This is a genomic window from Pseudomonas sp. HC1(2025), assembly GCF_058742075.1.
Map to the genome: position 1 here is coordinate 686,801 of NZ_CP196017.1, position 15,310 is coordinate 702,110.

The following is a 15,310-nucleotide window of genomic DNA, read 5'->3' on the forward strand; positions in this document are numbered from 1 at the left end:
GGGAGCCAAATGTGGGAGCTGGCTTGCCTGCGATGGCGGGGTGTCAGCTTGCTCATCAGTGCCAGGCCTACCGCTATCGCAGGCAAGCCAGCTCCTACAGGGTTTTGTGGTGTTCTTGTGTGCGCATAAACGACAAAACCGCCCGAAGGCGGTTTTGTGGGTGGAGCACAAACTTACTGGTTGGCCAGCTTGTGTTCCAGGTAGTGAATGTTCACACCACCTTCGCAGAAGCCTTCATCACGAACCAGATCCCGATGCAGGGGGATGTTGGTCTTGATGCCGTCGACCACGATTTCGTCCAGGGCATTGCGCATACGGGCCATGGCCTCGTCGCGAGTGGCGCCCCAGGTGATCAGCTTGCCGATCAACGAGTCGTAGTTGGACGGAACCTTGTAGCCGCTGTACAGGTGCGAATCGACGCGAACGCCGTTGCCGCCGGGTGCGTGGAAATGCTTGACCAGGCCTGGACTCGGGATAAAGGTTTTCGGGTCTTCGGCGTTGATCCGGCACTCCAGGGAGTGACCGTGCATCTTCACGTCGTCCTGGGTGAAGGACAGCACGTTGCCAGCGGCGATGCTCAGCATCTCCTTGACGATGTCGATACCGGTGACCATCTCCGAAACCGGGTGCTCTACCTGCACACGAGTGTTCATCTCGATGAAGTAGAAGCGGCCGTTCTCGTAGAGGAACTCGAAAGTCCCGGCGCCACGGTAGTTGATATCGATGCAAGCCTTGACGCAGCGTGCCAGGACTTCCTGGCGTGCTTTTTCATCCAGGCCCGGTGCCGGAGCTTCTTCCAGGACCTTCTGGTGACGGCGTTGCAGCGAGCAATCGCGGTCGCCCAGGTGGATGGCGTGGCCCTGGCCGTCGGACAGTACCTGGACTTCCACGTGACGTGGATTGGTCAGGTATTTTTCCAGGTAGACCATCGGGTTGCCGAACCAGGCGCCCGCCTCGGAGCGAGTCTGCTTGGCCGCTTCGATCAGGTCTTCTTCCTTGTGCACCACGCGCATGCCGCGACCACCACCGCCGCCGGCGGCCTTGATGATCACCGGGTAACCGACTTCGCGACCAATGCGCAGGGCGGTTTCCTCGTCCTCGGGCAGTGGGCCGTCGGAACCTGGAACGGTAGGCACGCCGGCTGCGATCATGGCGTCCTTGGCCGACACCTTGTCGCCCATCAGGCGAATGGTCTCGGCTTTCGGGCCGATGAAGGCGAAGCCGGATTTTTCCACCTGTTCGGCGAAATCGGCGTTTTCCGCGAGGAAGCCGTAGCCAGGGTGGATGCCATCAGCGCCGGTCACTTCAGCCGCAGCGATGATGTTCGAGACCTTCAGGTACGAGTTCGTGGCCAGTGGCGGGCCGATGCAGATGCTTTCGTCCGCCAGTTTCACGTGCATCAATTCGGTATCGGCCGTCGAGTAAACAGCGACGGTCTTGATGCCCTCTTCCTTACAGGCGCGCAGGATCCGCAGCGCGATCTCGCCGCGGTTGGCGATCAGGACTTTTTGCAGTTTCTTCGCAGGTTTCAACATCGAAGGCGCTCCGCGGTTCAAACGATGGTGAACAGCGGCTGGTCGTACTCAACCGGCTGACCGTTTTCTACCAGGATGGATTCGATGACGCCGGCTTTTTCGGCCGTGATGTGGTTCATCATCTTCATCGCTTCCACGATGCAGATGGTGTCGCCCACTTTCACGGTCTTGCCCACTTCAACGAAGGCTGGCGAGGTCGGTGCCGGGGTGCGGTAGAAAGTACCGACCATTGGCGACTTGACCACGAAACCGTTCAGCACAGGCGCTGCTGGTGCGGCAGGTGCAGCGGCAGCAGCAGGTGCGGCGGCTGGAGCAGCAGCGGCTGGCGCCGGCGCTTGCATCTGTGGCGCGTAGAACTGTTGGGCCGGGGTCTTGCTGTGACGGCTGATCCGTACGGACTCTTCGCCTTCCTTGATTTCCAGCTCGTCGATACCGGATTCTTCCAGCAGTTCGATCAGTTTCTTAACTTTACGGATATCCATGAATCATCAACTCCCAAGGGTCGGTCAGGGGCGTATAGCCTGTTCTTCAATGTGTTCCAGGGCGGCCTCCAGGGCCAGTCGGTAACCGCTGGCGCCAAGGCCGCAGATCACTCCTACCGCTACGTCGGAGAAGTAAGAGTGATGGCGGAAAGCTTCGCGTTTATGCACGTTCGATAAATGCACTTCGATGAATGGGATGCTCACCGCCAGCAGCGCGTCACGTAATGCAACGCTTGTGTGCGTAAAAGCGGCGGGATTGATCAGGATAAAGTCCACGCCTTCGCTGCGCGCGGCGTGAATGCGATCAATCAATTCATACTCGGCATTGCTTTGCAGGTAGAGCAGATGGTGGCCGGCTTCACGGGCCCGTCGTTCCAGATCGAGGTTGATCTGTTCGAGGGTCACTGCACCGTACACACCCGGTTCGCGGGTGCCGAGCAGGTTCAGGTTGGGTCCGTGCAGAACCAGTAAGGTCGCCATCGGCTGTTCCTTGTTATTGGAGGTAGGTACGTCAGAACCCGGCGACTATGCCGCAAAGCCTTTGTGACTGTCCAGTTCTCTGCAATAGCCAGCACGATTAGCGAGGATTGCGCAAAGTATGTGACTGGGGCGCACGATCCGGTCATTGGTAATACGGTCTGGAAAGCAATGAAGATCGACTGTAGGAGCTGGCTTGCCTGCGATAGCGGTGTGCCAGGCGACTAATCGGCTACTGATCCACCGCTATCGCAGGCAAGCCAGCTCCTACATTTGATCTTCATGGGGCGGGAGATGGCGTCAGACGCGAAATGCCTGCACCGCCGTATTAAGCTGCCCGCCGAGCACCAACAGATGCTCGCCCTGGCGGCGGCCCTGGCCGATCCGCAGCAGGTTGTCCTCGCCCAACTGGTGGATGCGCTCGCTGTTATCGCGAATTTCACTGACCGCGCCGCTCTGCTGGGCCGTCACCTCGGCAATCCGGGTGGCGGTGTCGGAAATGGTCTGGATCGCGCCGACGATTTCATCCAGCGCGCCGTCGGCTGCCTGGGCCTGCTGGGCGGTGGCTTCGGCGTGTTCGACCTGGGCGCGCATGCCTTCCACCGATTGCCGGGCTGCGGTCTGCAGGCCGGCAATCAGGGTCTGGATCTCGGCGGTGGCGCCTGCCGTGCGCTGGGCCAGGGAGCGTACTTCGTCGGCAACCACCGCAAACCCGCGCCCGGCCTCACCCGCGCGGGCCGCTTCGATGGCGGCGTTGAGCGCCAGCAGGTTGGTCTGGTCGGCAATCGAGCGGATCACCGTGAGCACGCTGCCAATGGTTGCGGACTCTTCGGCGAGTTTTTCGATCATCTGCGCATTGTCTTGCACTTCGCCCACCAGCGCGTGCAGGCCGGTGAGGCTCAAGCCGATCACCCGTTGGCCATGTTCCACGGCCTCGCCGGCACTGCGGCTGGCCCCGGCAGCCTGGCTGGCGTCACCGGCAACCTGCTGGATAGTGGCCTCCAACTCGCCCAATGAATCACGGATTTGCGCAGTGTCCCCGGCCTGGCGTTCGGCCCCGTCATGCAGGCCGCCGCTCAGTTCGGCCAGGGCGCGGCTGCTGCCGGCCACTTGCTCGGCATTCGTGCGAATAGTGCCCACCAGGTTCACCAGGTAAGCCCGCAGGCGATTGAGGGAGGCTTCAATATCATGCAGTTCGCGGTTGGTCGCACCCAGGGCTATCTCTTGGCTGAAGTCACCCTCGGCCCAGGTCGACAGGGCCGGTGCCAGGCTGGTCAGCACCCGCGCCAGGCGCCGTTGCAGGGTGTCGATGAGCAGGGCGATCAGCAGGATCAGGCCAATCATCACGCCTTGGATCACCCGCACTTCGCCCTGGATTCTGGCGTGCTGGGCGCGCACTTCGGGCTCCAGTGCGGCAATGGCTTGCTGCACGGTGTCGATTTTCAGATGGGTGGCGGCGGCCAGCTCAGTGCGTTTGTGGATTTGCTCGCGGGTGCGCGCCAGTTCGGCCGGGTAGCGCGTGAGCAGGCTGTTGAGCTCGCGCTTGAGGCCCACGCCGGTGTCTTCGGCGGCTGTGGTTTCGCTGCTTTCCAGGCCCATCAACGCCGAAAAATCATCGCTGTTGGAGGCACTGCTGGCGGTCACGCCCAGCAGCGGCAGTTGCCCAAGCAGATCAGCCTGGCTGCGGATGTTGGCCAGTTCGCGCTCTACATCGTCGGCCAGTTCGCTGCGCCCGCTGCTCACCAGTTTGTCCCGTGCCAGGGACAGTCGGCCCAGATGCTGGGAGGCGGCGAGCAACGGCGGCAGATAACGGGGCGCGTCTACTGAGCTGACGCCGATGGCGTACTGGCTCAATTGCTCCAGATTGGCCCCCAACTCCCGTTCGGCTTGCAGCAGCAGGGCTTGTGGGTCACCGGCCAGTTTGCCGGCGGCCAGCAGGTCGGTCTTGCTGAAACCATCGAGGTCGAGCAGGCCGGGCCGCAGTTTTTGCGTCAGCTCAGGCGGCAGCTCGTCCAGGTGCAGCAGCAGGTTTTCCAGGCTCTGGCCGGCAGCGCTCAGGCGCAAGGCGTCGCCGCTGGAAAGATAATCGTCGATATTGCGCGCAGTCTGGTTCTGGAAGGCCTGGGACAGGCCCAGGTAGCGCTCCATCAACAGGTACGGGCGCTCAAGGGCCCGCTGCGACCACCAGAGCGTAGCGCCCAGGGCCAGGCAAACGGCGACCAGCAGAAGGGTGTTCAGATTCGTCAGCAGCTTCAGGCGCATGCGTGGTTTCAACCAACGGCGGAAAGATAAGTGCCTGAAGTTATTGCGTTTTCGTTACAGCGTTATGACGGACTGAGTGGAATCCGATGAAAAGGTGGCACTTTGCCTTGAGGTGCCTGCGGCGTGCACCCGGTTACGCCCGGCATCCTTGGCGCGGTACAGCGCCTCGTCGGCCTGGGCGGCCATCATCAGGCTGTCGGAGCCATCGCACAGCTCGACCACACCGGCGCTGAAGGTGCACCACAAATCCTGGGGCTGGGCCGGGTAGTGGATTTCGGCAAAGCGCCCACGGATTTCGTCGAGCACTTTGCAGGCCGCGTCCAGGTCGGTGTCGGGCATCACAATGGCGAACTCTTCGCCGCCGTAACGGCCGATGTAGTCGGTCTTGCGCAAGCGTTGCTTGAGAAACAGCGCCAGGCTCTTGATCACGCGGTCGCCCATGGGGTGGCCGTGGCTGTCGTTGACCCGCTTGAAGTGGTCAATGTCGAGCATGGCAAAGCTCAGCGGCTTGTTCTCGCGGCGCGAGCGGAAGCTGCAGTCTTCCAGCAGTTGCAGGATATGGGTGTGGTTGTACAGGCCGGTCAGGCTGTCGCGCACCATCCGCGCCTTGAGATGGCGGGCGCGGGCGGCGCGGTTGCGCACGGTGGTGATCAGGTGGCGCGGCTTGATTGGCTTGGTGAGGAAGTCGTCGCCGCCTTCGCTCATGGCATCCAGCTGTTTATCCAGGTCGTCTTCGGCCGACAGGTAGATGATCGGCACGCTGACATAACGGTCATTGTGGCGAATCACCTTGGCCAGTTCGGTACCGGTGCAGGCCGGCATGTACATGTCGAGGATGATCAGGTCGGGCTGGAAGTCTGCCAGCTCGGCCATGGCCTGGATCGGCTCGATCAGGGTCCGGGTGACGATCCCGGCGCTGTTGAGCAGGCGCTCGGTGTGCATCGCCTGGGCGCGGGAGTCGTCGATGATCAGCACTTTATAAGGTTCGTACTGGGCGACGCAGGTCAGTACCTCGATTTTTTCCAGCAGGCTCGAGGCTTCCAGGGTCCCGGTGAGGAACTCCTGGCCACCGGCGCGCACCGCCGCCAGGCGGGTGGGGGTGTCGGTTTCGTGCAGGCTGAAGAACAACAGCGGCAGTTTCTGCTCCAGGCCTTCCTGGGCTTCGGCGGCCAGTTTCAGGCCCAGGCCGGCGCCGCAGAAGTCCACGTCCATCACAATCGCCGCCGGCAGGCGTTCGGCCATGGACGAGCGGAACGCGGCCACGCTGTCCAGGGACTGCGCGCTCAAGCCAAAAAATTCCAGCTGCTTGGCCAGGCGCTCGGCACGGTCGTGATCGGCCAGCATCACGTAGATCGGCTTGCGCATCGGCGGCAGGAAGGTCTGGTCCAACTGGTCGCCCTGGCGCAGGCCGGTTCGTGACAGGCGCTGCATCAAGCGGTTGAGGTCGGTGATCAGGTGGCTGCTCAGGCGGCCGCGGTTTTCATCCACCGCTTTGAGCGACTCGATGATGTGCCGGGCCAGTTGGCCATGCTCGGGTTGTTCAAAGCGCTCGGCAAAACGCAGCAGGCGCAGATTGGCCTCGCTGAGTTCGTTCAATTCGGCGTTCGACCATTCGCTGCGCTGCAAACGCTGCCAGATCTCAAGAATTTGACGCGCCTGATGAATTACCCGCTGGGCAAAGTGGTGCTTGAGACGCTCACGGCTTGGGTCTTCTGGCTCGGTCATATCCTGACTACTAGGTAAGGGTGCATGCTGAGGTCGACTGGTGGCTCTATGCTAGCACCTCTTTTCAATCGCACGAGTGTCATACGTCAATTAACTGCAAGGTCCTGGGGATTCATTTACTGACTGGCGGGTCGCGTAGGCGCATCAGCGCCCTTCCTTTATAGTTGAGTGCCAGCTTTGCGCCACCTTGATTAAAAGCCCCGCACAGACGGGCACGATGGGGTAGGGTTGTGGTCGTAGCTATTGAACTCAAGTGACTGAAAGGATATCCGCCATGCTGGACTGGAAAAACCGTGCAGGCAGCGCCCCAGGCCCAAGCCCTGCGCCCAAGTCGGCCTCCCGCAGCTATTTTCGTAACCTGTTGATGAGCCGGGCACTGCTGACCCTGGTGGTGATTTACCTGTTGGTCACCGGTGGCCTGGGTTGGTATTGGAGCCAGGAGCCGGCCTTGTTCCCGGTCCAGCAAAACGCGCAAATTGCCGCCGAAAAAGACGGCAAGCAAATGGTCATCGGCTTTACCACCGTCGAAACCGTCAAGACCGTAGTGGGCACCCTGCTCAACAAGCCTGGCGGCTACATTTCCAACGACCGCTTCCCGCCTGGGTTGTGGATGGACAACATGCCCAGCTGGGAATATGGCGTGCTGGTGCAGGTGCGTGACCTGACCCGTGCCCTGCGCAAGGACTTCGCCCGCTCGCAATCGCAATCGGCCGAAGACGCCGACCTGGCCAAGGCCGAGCCGCGTTTCAACTTCGACAACAAAAGCTGGGTGCTGCCTTCCAGCGAATCGGAATACCAGGAAGGCATCAACTCCCTGAGCCGCTACCAGGCACGCCTGTCCGACCCCAATCAAAAAGGCGCCCTGTTTTATGCGCGCGCCGACAACCTGAACAACTGGCTGGGCGATGTCGCCACCCGCTTGGGCTCGTTGTCGCAGCGCCTGTCGGCCAGTGTCGGCCGGGTCAAGCTCAACACCGCGCTGAAAACCGAAGCGCTGGCGCCGGGCGAAGTGCCGCAGGTCGATGAAGAAGTGGTGGAAACCCCATGGATGCAAATCGACAACGTGTTCTACGAAGCCCGTGGCCAGGCGTGGGCCCTGTCCCATCTGTTGCGTGCCATCGAAGTCGACTTTGCCGACGTCCTGGCCAAGAAAAACGCCACCGTCAGCGTGCGCCAGATCATTCGTGAGCTGGAAGCCTCCCAGGAAACCCTGTGGAGCCCGATGATCCTCAATGGCAGCGGCTACGGCGTATTGGCCAACCACTCGCTGGTGATGGCCAACTACATCTCCCGCGCCAACGCGGCAGTGATCGACCTGCGTCAACTGCTGAACCAGGGTTGAGTCATGGTCGATAGCGCCAAGGAGGTCGCGCACCGCGCGGCCTCGGATGCCGAGCACATCGCCTGGGTCGACGAGCAGGACAACCTGCTTGGCGCCCTGGTGCGTGCCGACCTGCGCGAGCGCGGGCTGATCGGGCGCGGCACCTACATCATGCTGTTCAACTCAAAAGGTGAGCTGTGCGTGCATCGACGCACCCTGAGCAAAGCCATCTATCCCGGTTACTGGGACGTGGCGGCGGGGGGCATGGTTGCGGCGGGCGAGACCTATGAGCAGTCGGCCGCCCGCGAGCTGGAGGAAGAGTTGGGCGTCAGCGGTGTAAAGCTGACGGCCCACGACCACTTCTTTTTCGAGGACACGGGCAACCGGCTCTGGTGCTCGGCGTTCTCGGCAGTCTGGGACGGGCCGCTGCAATTGCAGCCCGAAGAGGTGCTGGAAGCGCGCTTTATGAGCATCGAGGCGGTGCTGGCCGATATCGAGCAAAAGTCCTATTGCCCCGACTCGTTGGCCGCCTTAAAACGCTATCTGGCTGCGCGTCGCTAAAGTTGCATAAATTGGCGCCATTTGGCTCTTAGCAAGTAGGCTTTTTGCCGTTACACTGCGCGACTTTTCAAGCCGAACCGCTCCAACGTTTCCCCGGTCCCTGTAGGAGCGGGTAGGCCTGAGCGGTTCGGTAGCGCTGCCCCTGCCTGAGTGGGGCTTCGCGGTTGGTGGCCGGTTGACGGGCACTGATCAGTCTTCATCCTCCCAAGAGGATTGCCGGTGGCCAAAAAAGCCGCATCCTTCGCCGCCCTTGGTGGCCTGGTGTTTTCCACCGACGCAGGTCGGCATTGCCCGGACTGTCGCCAGCCCGTGGACGCCTGTACCTGTAAACAGACCCTGATTCCCGAAGGTGACGGAATTGCCCGCGTACGCCGCGAGAGCAAGGGCCGTGGCGGCAAGACGGTGACCACCATCACCGGCGTGCCCCTGGCAGCCGAGCCACTCAAGGAGTTGGCCACGCTGCTGAAAAAGCGCTGTGGCACCGGTGGCGCCCTGAAAGACGGGATCATCGAAATCCAGGGCGATCACGTCGAGTTGCTGTTGGCCGAGTTGATCAAGCTCGGCTACAAGGCGAAGAAATCCGGCGGCTAGCAGCCTCTGTGAAACCCGCACCGACGAGCGCGCTCGTCGTCTCCATGGTTTCACAGAGCCTGTTCCTGACCGGTGTCTAAACTCTGTCCTGCAAGTGGGGTCTACCCCTCTCACAGGCAAATCGTCATTTTCACTCTTTAGACTGCGCCAGCCTCTGACTTGGGTGGCGCTCTTCGACTTTATATAGGGGACTTCGATGTCCGTACGACGCACACGCAAAGACGATGGCAGCCAATGGACAGTTGCGGACAGCCGCAGTGTTTACGGGATTCGCCATTGGGGGGCCGGGTATTTCGCGATCAATGATGCCGGTCGCGTTGAAGTCCGTCCGAACGGCCCGAACAGCTCGCCCATCGATTTGTACGAGCAAGTGGACGAGCTGCGCAAAAGCGGCCTGTCCCTGCCTTTGCTGGTGCGCTTCCCGGATATCCTGCAAGACCGCGTGCGCCAGCTGACCGGCGCCTTCGACGCGAATATCGAGCGCCTGGAATACCAGAGCAAATACACCGCGCTCTACCCGATCAAGGTCAACCAGCAGGAAGCGGTGATCGAGAACATCATCGCCACCCAGGACGTGTCCATCGGCCTGGAAGCCGGCTCCAAGCCTGAGCTTCTGGCCGTACTGGCCCTGGCACCGAAAGGCGGCACCATCGTCTGCAACGGTTACAAGGACCGTGAGTTCATCCGCCTCGCGCTGATGGGCCAGAAGCTGGGCCACAACGTGTTTATCGTGATCGAGAAAGAGTCCGAAGTGGGCCTGGTGATCGAAGAAGCCGCCAACCTCAAGGTCAAGCCACAGGTCGGCCTGCGGGTGCGCCTGTCGTCCCTGGCGTCGAGCAAATGGGCCGACACCGGTGGCGAGAAGTCCAAGTTCGGCCTGTCGGCGGCGCAGTTGCTGTCGGTGGTCGAGCGCTTCCGCGCCGCGGGCCTGGACCAGGGCATCCGCCTGCTGCACTTTCACATGGGCTCGCAGATCGCCAACCTGGCGGACTACCAGCACGGGTTCAAGGAAGCCATCCGCTATTATGGCGAACTGCGCAACCTCGGCCTGCCGGTGGACCACATCGACGTCGGCGGCGGCCTGGGCGTGGACTACGACGGTACCCACTCGCGCAACGCCAGCTCGATCAACTACGACATGGACGACTACGCCGGCGTGGTGGTGGGCATGCTCAAGGAATTCTGCGACGCGCAGAACCTGCCGCACCCCAACATCTTCTCCGAGAGCGGCCGCTCCCTGACCGCCCACCACGCCATGCTGGTGGTGCAGGTGACCGACGTCGAGAAACACAACGACGACGTACCGGTGATCGAGAACAAGGAGAGCCTGCCGGAAACCGTGCAATGGCTGGTTGACCTGCTGGGCCCGACCGACATTGAAATGGTCACCGAAACCTACTGGCGCGCCACCCACTACATGAGTGACGTGGCCGCCCAGTACGCCGACGGCAAGCTGACCCTCGCGGAAAAAGCCCTGGCCGAACAGTGCTACTTCGCCGTGTGCCGCCGCCTGCACAACTCGCTCAAGGCCCGCCAGCGCTCGCACCGCCAGGTGTTGGACGAACTCAACGACAAGCTGGCCGACAAGTACATCTGCAACTTCTCGGTATTCCAGAGCCTGCCGGACACCTGGGCCATCGGCCAGGTCTTGCCGATCCTGCCGCTGCACCGCCTCGACGAAGAGCCGCTGCGCCGCGCGGTACTGCAGGACCTGACCTGTGACTCCGACGGCAAGATCAAGCAATACGTCGACGAGCAAAGCATCGAGACCAGCCTGCCGGTGCACGGTTTGAACGAAGGCGAGGACTACCTGCTGGGGATCTTCCTGGTGGGCGCCTACCAGGAAATCCTCGGGGACATGCACAACCTGTTCGGTGACACCGATTCGGTGAACATCTACCAGCGCGAGGACGGCTCGGTGTACAGCGCCGGGATCGAGACCCACGACACCATCGAAGACATGCTGCGCTACGTGCACTTGTCGCCGGAGGAGTTGATGACCCACTACCGTGACAAGTGCGCCAGCGCGAAGATCACGGCGGCAGAACGCACCCAGTTCCTGGATGCGCTACGCCTGGGCCTGACCCGTTCGTCCTACCTGTCTTCCTAAGACCGGCAGGCACAGCGCCAAGCTGTGGGAGCGGGCTTGTGTGGGAGCGGGCTTGCTCGCGAAAGCAGTGGATCAGTCAATACAGGTGCTGACTGATCTGCCGTCATCGCGGGCAAGCCCGCTCCCACATTAGTGTGCGGCCAGCCACAGCCCCTGCCGATTCAGCCGCCAGGCAATCGCCCACAACGTCAAACTGCGCACTGCCATAAACAGCAGGAACGTTATCCACAGCCCGTGGTTACCCAGCCCCTGCAACGCCCAGGCAAGCGGCAGCATAATCAGCACCGTCAGCAGCATGCCATTGCGCATCTCCCGCGCGCGGGTCGCGCCGATAAACAAACCGTCCAACAGATAACTCCACACCGCAATCAACGGCAGTACCGCAAGGTACGGCAGGTAGATATCGGCGGTTTCGCGCACGCTGGGGATATCGGTCTGCATGGCGATAAACAAGTGGCCGGCGAAGGTAAACAACAGCACAAACCCGAGGCTGGCGATCAGTGACCAGCCGCAGGCAACGACCAGCGAGCGGCGCAGGGCCTGGCGGTCATGGGCGCCGATGGCGTGGCCGCACAACGCTTCCACCGCGTGGGCCAGACCGTCCAGGGCATGGGCGGTCAGCAACAGCCCGTTGAGCAGCAGGGCATTGGCCGCGACGGTGGCGTCGCCCAGCCGGGCGCCTTGCACCGTGATCATGAAAAACACCGATTGCAGCGCCAGGCTGCGGATAAAGATGTCGCGGTTGACCGCCAGCAGCGCGCGCCAGCTTTGCCAGACCTTGAGCGCCGCCCAGGCGATGTGCCCGGGGTAGGCGCGCAAGGCTTTTTGCGTGAGGGCCAGGCCGAGCAAGGCGCCGGTCCATTCGGCAATCACCGAGGCCCGCGCCGAGCCGACCACGCCCCAGTCCAGGCCTAAAACGAACCACAGGTTTAGGGCGATATTTACAAGGTTAGTGGTCAACAGAATCGCCAGCGGGGCCCGGGCGTTCTGCGTGCCGAGGAACCAACCCACCAGGGCGTAGGTAGCCAGGGCGGCAGGGAGGCCGAACAGGCGGGTGTGGAAGAATTCGCGGGTCAGTTGATTCAACTCGGCCGAGGGCTGCATCCACTCCAGCGCCAGGTGGCTGAGGGGAATGCCCACCGTTCCCAGCACCATCGCCAACCCCAGTGCCAGCAGCAAACCTTGCAGCAGGATTTGCCGCAGCGCCGCGCCATCATTGCGCCCGGCGGCCTGGGCAGCAAACCCGGTGGTGCCCATGCGCAGAAAACCCATGGCCCAGGCCAGGAAGGTATACAGGCTGGCCCCAACGGCCACGGCACCCAGTTGATGGGCGTGGGGCAGGTGGCCGATGACCATGCTGTCCACCAGCGCCACCAACGGTACCGAAATATTCGACAGAATCATCGGCGCGGCCAGGGCCCAGACACGGCGGTGAGTGGGGCGGTGGCGCCAGTCGGTGAGTAAGGTGGGCATGGGGGCTCCTTGGGGGAGCGGCATTGTAACTGGCCCTCAACAGCGGTGCAGATCCAAATGTGGGAGCGGGCTTGCTCGCGAATGCGGTGGGTCAGTTGGCATCTCTATTGACTGACCCACCGAATTCGCGAGCAAGCCCGCTCCCACCTTTTTGATCGTGTTTATGCCGGGGGATGCAGGCACTCGATGGAGCGGTCGACCGTGGTCTTGGCGATCTCCAGCAAATGCCACACCGCGAGCACCTTGGCCCGTTCGGCGCCGGGCAAGTGTTCACCACAGTCGAGCGCGGTGGCCGAGGCGCTGTTCAGCAGGCTGGCGGTGTAGAGCAGGGAGTCTTCGAAACTCAGTTCTTCACTGATGGAGTGGAAGCCCTGGGTCGGTAGGTAGTGGCTGAGGGCGCGACTGAAGGCGGCGCGGTCGTTGAGCAGGTCGCAGGGTGGGTCGGGGACAATCTTATGCATGGTGTAACTCCATATGGTTTGGAGCTGACATCCGTCGCGACTAAACGAAGGGTGGCGGCTGTACGCAGGTTAGTCGACCGGCCATATGGCAAACCGGCGCACCCGAAGGTGCCCTACGCACAGCCACCATGAAGCTTCATGAGACCATGCGCCATATAGGATCCGGGCGACTAAACCCGATCACTGATAAGCAGTGACGGACCGCAGACTAGTCACCGATTCCAACAGGCACAAGGCGCTGAGGATTGTCTAGGAAACGTCCTGCAATTTAAAGCGACACGCCTTGCTGGCCCTTTACAAACCGTGACCAAATGCCAGCCCGGCGCCCCCACAAACCAGCTTTCACAGGAGGTCTTCAGTGTTTGTGGTGGCGATGTCGGCATGATGAAGGGTCATGGCTGTGCTGATGAGCTTTCGCTTCCGGCCGGCACGCGAGGCTGAGTTAAATGTCCGCCTTCTCCTCTGAACAGCCAAAACCCCATGGATAACTCCGATATCGCGATCACCCTGGTCCTGATCTCCGCCTTCATGCACGCCACCTGGAACGCTGTTGTCCGGGCCGGCAGCAGCCGTTTCATGACCCTGGCCCTGGTCGATGGCACCGCATTGCTGATCTGCCTGGCGGCGCTGCCGCTGGTCAATGTGCCAAGCCTGCAAGTCTGGGGTTATGTACTGCTTTCGGTGATATTGAATACGGTCTATCGCCTGTTTCTGATCAAGGCCTATGAGACGGGCGACTTTGGCCAGGTTTACCCGGTGATGCGCGGTGTGCCGCCGGTGCTGGTGGCGTTGTTTTCCTACTTTCTGCTGCATGAGCAACTGTCGTTCCATGCGATGGCCGGGGTGTTGTTGATTTGCCTGGGGATCATCAGCCTGACATTTGTACGCAGGATGACCGCGCACATGCTCAAGCCGATCCTGATGGCGGTAGGCGCTGGAGTGTTTATTGCGTCCTACACAGTGGTGGACGCCAAGGGCGTGAGAGCCAGTGAAACGGTGCTGCAATACATTATTTACCTGACGGTATTCCAGAGCATTCCTATCCCGCTGCTGGCGTTTTTCAAGGAGCGTGCGGCACTTGTCCAGGCCATTGGCAGTCATTGGCGAGTGGGGGCCTTGGGGGGTGTTTTTTACCTGGCATCCTACGGCCTGGTGTTGTTCGCGCTGTCGCTGGATGCGGTGGCCAAGGTCTCAGCGCTGCGGGAAACCAGTGTTATTATCGGCGCCATTATTGCCGCGCTGTTCTTTCATGAACGGTTCGGCTGGCGACGGATGCTTTCGGCGTTCGTCATTGTTTGCGGGATCATCCTGATCAAAGTGAGCACCTGATGGCTCAGCGCCCTCCACCCACTGCGATGCTCCAGGCTTTTGTCAGCGCCGCGCAAACGGGCAGTTTCGCGCGTGCGGCGTCTGAGCTTAACCTCACCGCCAGTGCCATCAGCCATCAAATTTCAGGCCTGGAAGCGTGGTGGGGCGTACAGTTGTTTGAGCGGCACTCGCGCGGCGTCAAGCTGACGTCGGCAGGGCAGGCCTTGTTGCCGGTCACTGATGGGTTTTTCAAAGGGCTGGAGGCGGCGTTGCAGGCGCTTAATCCGCGCACAGCCCAGCCGTTGTACCTCTTGTGCACCTCTTCGCTCTGTTCGACCTGGCTGATTCCCAGAATGCATGGCTCGCATACTGACGCCTCGTTCAATCTTGACGTGGTGCTGAGCAGCGCAGATATGAACCCTGCCAGCCTGGGGGCTCATCAATTTGATGTCGCAGTAGTCATAGGGGGCGGGGACTATCCCGAGCATCATGTCGAGTTGCTGATGCGCGATGCGGTGTTTCCCGTATGCTCGCCGGCGTTTTATCGCGAGCATGGCGATATTGCGCCGACGGATATCGCCCGGTACCCGTTGATTCACCGGGCGGATGATCAGATCTGTCCGGGGTGGGAGAGTTGGTTTGCGTTCCAGGGGGGGGCGGCGCCCCCGTATCACCCTGGGCCTCGGTTTCCGGATTCGAGCCTGGCTATAAGCCTTGCGGTCAAGGGGGGTGGGATCGCTCTGGGTCGGACGGCGTTGGTATACGACCAATTGGAAGAGGGGGCGTTGGTTGCCTTGAACAGCCCCGTGATGATGTCGCCGGCGGCGTATTACGTTATTTGCCGCAATGGTCGACAGTCCGAGCCGGACATCGCCCGGTTGATTGATTGGCTCAAGGCCAGCGCGGGTGAGTTTCTGCGGGAGGTTCGGACCCGGCACCCGCAAATAGCGGGTGCTGGAGCACTTTAGCGGTAGGGTTTGGCCTGACTTGGCCTGCACGCAGAA

The 15,310-nt window shown here is 61.6% G+C and carries 13 protein-coding genes; 6 read left to right on the forward strand and 7 right to left on the reverse strand.

The window, feature by feature from the left end:
* Positions 1-173 precede the first annotated feature (173 nt).
* The 5 genes from accC to ACSSVH_RS02915 form a co-directional block, all read right to left on the reverse strand.
* Positions 174-1,535, reverse strand: coding sequence for an acetyl-CoA carboxylase biotin carboxylase subunit (gene accC / locus ACSSVH_RS02895; protein WP_003188188.1), 1,362 nt, complete (start codon positions 1,533-1,535; stop codon positions 174-176).
* Between the two features lie 17 nt (positions 1,536-1,552).
* On the reverse strand, positions 1,553-2,017 hold the full coding sequence (gene accB / locus ACSSVH_RS02900; RefSeq protein WP_029297651.1) for an acetyl-CoA carboxylase biotin carboxyl carrier protein: 465 nt from the start codon (positions 2,015-2,017) through the stop codon (positions 1,553-1,555).
* A 24-nt stretch (positions 2,018-2,041) separates the two neighbouring features.
* Positions 2,042-2,497, reverse strand: coding sequence for a type II 3-dehydroquinate dehydratase (aroQ, locus tag ACSSVH_RS02905; protein WP_170042526.1), 456 nt, complete (start codon positions 2,495-2,497; stop codon positions 2,042-2,044).
* Positions 2,498-2,794: 297 nt separating this feature from the next.
* Positions 2,795-4,756 (reverse strand): methyl-accepting chemotaxis protein, encoded by a 1,962-nt coding sequence (locus tag ACSSVH_RS02910; RefSeq protein WP_169952049.1) that lies wholly within the window; start codon positions 4,754-4,756, stop codon positions 2,795-2,797.
* Positions 4,757-4,810: 54 nt separating this feature from the next.
* Complete coding sequence (locus ACSSVH_RS02915; protein WP_115127297.1) at positions 4,811-6,481, reverse strand: response regulator; 1,671 nt, start codon at positions 6,479-6,481, stop codon at positions 4,811-4,813.
* Positions 6,482-6,755: 274 nt separating this feature from the next.
* Here ACSSVH_RS02915 and ACSSVH_RS02920 point away from each other — a divergent pair, with 274 nt between their 5' ends.
* The 4 genes from ACSSVH_RS02920 (at position 6,756) to speA (ending at position 11,064) form a co-directional block, all read left to right on the forward strand.
* Entirely contained in the window at positions 6,756-7,823 is a 1,068-nt protein-coding gene (locus tag ACSSVH_RS02920) for a DUF2333 family protein (protein WP_169952047.1), read from the forward strand.
* A 3-nt stretch (positions 7,824-7,826) separates the two neighbouring features.
* Entirely contained in the window at positions 7,827-8,363 is a 537-nt protein-coding gene (locus ACSSVH_RS02925; RefSeq protein WP_170042529.1) for an NUDIX hydrolase, read from the forward strand.
* Positions 8,364-8,582: 219 nt separating this feature from the next.
* Entirely contained in the window at positions 8,583-8,954 is a 372-nt protein-coding gene (locus ACSSVH_RS02930) for a translation initiation factor Sui1 (protein ID WP_169897394.1), read from the forward strand.
* A gap of 196 nt (positions 8,955-9,150) precedes the next feature.
* Positions 9,151-11,064, forward strand: a complete 1,914-nt coding sequence (gene speA, locus ACSSVH_RS02935; RefSeq protein WP_169952043.1) for an arginine decarboxylase — start codon at positions 9,151-9,153, stop codon at positions 11,062-11,064.
* A 129-nt stretch (positions 11,065-11,193) separates the two neighbouring features.
* Here speA and ACSSVH_RS02940 read toward each other — a convergent pair whose 3' ends face one another.
* Together ACSSVH_RS02940 and ACSSVH_RS02945 are read right to left on the reverse strand one after the other, a co-directional pair.
* On the reverse strand, positions 11,194-12,537 hold the full coding sequence (locus tag ACSSVH_RS02940; RefSeq protein ID WP_432754982.1) for an MATE family efflux transporter: 1,344 nt from the start codon (positions 12,535-12,537) through the stop codon (positions 11,194-11,196).
* Between the two features lie 161 nt (positions 12,538-12,698).
* Positions 12,699-12,998 (reverse strand): DUF6124 family protein, encoded by a 300-nt coding sequence (locus ACSSVH_RS02945; protein WP_170042570.1) that lies wholly within the window; start codon positions 12,996-12,998, stop codon positions 12,699-12,701.
* 480 nt (positions 12,999-13,478) lie between these two features.
* Between ACSSVH_RS02945 and ACSSVH_RS02950 the strand changes: the two genes are divergently transcribed.
* Positions 13,479-14,327, forward strand: coding sequence for an EamA family transporter (locus ACSSVH_RS02950; RefSeq protein WP_170058637.1), 849 nt, complete (start codon positions 13,479-13,481; stop codon positions 14,325-14,327).
* Positions 14,327-15,274 (forward strand): LysR substrate-binding domain-containing protein, encoded by a 948-nt coding sequence (locus tag ACSSVH_RS02955; RefSeq protein WP_492634059.1) that lies wholly within the window; start codon positions 14,327-14,329, stop codon positions 15,272-15,274. Before ACSSVH_RS02950 ends, ACSSVH_RS02955 begins: the two co-directional genes overlap by 1 nt.
* Positions 15,275-15,310: the final 36 nt, after the last annotated feature.

Coding starts and splice junctions, on each gene's coding strand:
- accC (WP_003188188.1), bottom strand. CDS start 1,535: ATGTTGAAACCTGCGAAGAAACTGCAAAAAGTCCTGATCGCCAACCGC.
- accB (WP_029297651.1), bottom strand. CDS start 2,017: ATGGATATCCGTAAAGTTAAGAAACTGATCGAACTGCTGGAAGAATCC.
- aroQ (WP_170042526.1), bottom strand. CDS start 2,497: ATGGCGACCTTACTGGTTCTGCACGGACCCAACCTGAACCTGCTCGGC.
- ACSSVH_RS02910 (WP_169952049.1), bottom strand. CDS start 4,756: ATGCGCCTGAAGCTGCTGACGAATCTGAACACCCTTCTGCTGGTCGCC.
- ACSSVH_RS02915 (WP_115127297.1), bottom strand. CDS start 6,481: ATGACCGAGCCAGAAGACCCAAGCCGTGAGCGTCTCAAGCACCACTTT.
- ACSSVH_RS02920 (WP_169952047.1), top strand. CDS start 6,756: ATGCTGGACTGGAAAAACCGTGCAGGCAGCGCCCCAGGCCCAAGCCCT.
- ACSSVH_RS02925 (WP_170042529.1), top strand. CDS start 7,827: ATGGTCGATAGCGCCAAGGAGGTCGCGCACCGCGCGGCCTCGGATGCC.
- speA (WP_169952043.1), top strand. CDS start 9,151: ATGTCCGTACGACGCACACGCAAAGACGATGGCAGCCAATGGACAGTT.
- ACSSVH_RS02940 (WP_432754982.1), bottom strand. CDS start 12,537: ATGCCCACCTTACTCACCGACTGGCGCCACCGCCCCACTCACCGCCGT.
- ACSSVH_RS02945 (WP_170042570.1), bottom strand. CDS start 12,998: ATGCATAAGATTGTCCCCGACCCACCCTGCGACCTGCTCAACGACCGC.
- ACSSVH_RS02950 (WP_170058637.1), top strand. CDS start 13,479: ATGGATAACTCCGATATCGCGATCACCCTGGTCCTGATCTCCGCCTTC.
- ACSSVH_RS02955 (WP_492634059.1), top strand. CDS start 14,327: ATGGCTCAGCGCCCTCCACCCACTGCGATGCTCCAGGCTTTTGTCAGC.